Raw genomic sequence first — 1,085 nt, forward strand, 5'->3', positions numbered from 1 at the left:
GGTAGAGCAAATGCTAGTCCTAGACTGAGGGCTGTGACTCCCACTACCAGCAAGAATACTATCAAGCCAATCATCGCCAGACCGGCTAGGTTGGGTAAACCGGCTCCTAAAAAGGCACTGGCGGTGACAATTGCCACAGTTTGCAGCAAACTCAGAGCGATTATATATATGGCTGAGGCTGCAACAATAGAGAAGCGAGAGACTAACGGAGCTACTAGTAAACGGTTGAGGAAACCAAATTCCCGGTCAAACATGACAGGTAAGCCAGCGTTGAGTGCTCCGGCAAAGGCGGTAAACACAATCACACCTGCACCTAGGAATTTGCCATAGCTCAAACTCTCACCAAAAATCCCTTGAGGAGCGTTTTGGAATAATGCCCCAAATAGGATTAGCCACATTAGCGGCTGGATAATACCAGCCATTAAGGTAGAAGGTCGCCGTTGCAGCTGAATAAACAGGCGTTTGGTTAGGGCAAGGGTTTCTTGGATAAATTCACTTACACCAGGAGTATCATTGACTGGGATTGGTGCAGTAAGGTCTGGTTGCCAGTTAAGGTCAGATTTAGGAGGGGTAAGGGTTTTACTCATATTGATTCCTACAATTGATTCCTATTGATTAGTGCAATAGATTCCTACAATAATTGGAGCAATCTGTTTTTACTGTCCACTAACCACTGGCCCTATCTGTCCTTTAGGGCATGTTTTGTTTTCGCTCTGCCTTGGGATCCCGTTTCCCAGCCTCAGCCAGTTCAGCATCCATCAGGGTTTTACCTGTGGCGGCCAGGTAGACATCATCTAGGCTAGGTCGCGACTGAGCAATCCCAAAGGTGGGTAAACTAAAGTCTTTTAAGGCTTGCTGAATGATCATTAAGGCATCGGTTTGGGGTTTAACTACAAGGTTGAGGGAATTGCCCTGATTGCTGTTAATAATGACCTCTTTCACAAAAGGCAGGGACTGAAGCATATGTTTGGCTTGCTTGGCTTCTTCAATGGGGGAGAATTCCCGGATGCGCAGGGTAATGCGATCGCCTCCAACACTATCCTTTAACTGAGATGGTGTCCCCTCAGCTATGATCAACCCTTTGT

General features: G+C 46.8%; 2 protein-coding genes. Both read right to left on the reverse strand.

The genetic code is table 11. The features are described 5' to 3' along the window. A partial coding sequence (locus F6K49_RS52165) for an ABC transporter permease (RefSeq protein ID WP_293110914.1) occupies window positions 1-587 on the reverse strand: 587 nt, incomplete at its 3' end. A 103-nt stretch (window positions 588-690) separates the two neighbouring features. Next, on the reverse strand, window positions 691-1,085 hold a 395-nt coding region (locus F6K49_RS52170; RefSeq protein ID WP_293110917.1), incomplete at its 5' end, for a DUF4162 domain-containing protein.

The organism is Moorena sp. SIO3I6 (assembly GCF_010672095.1).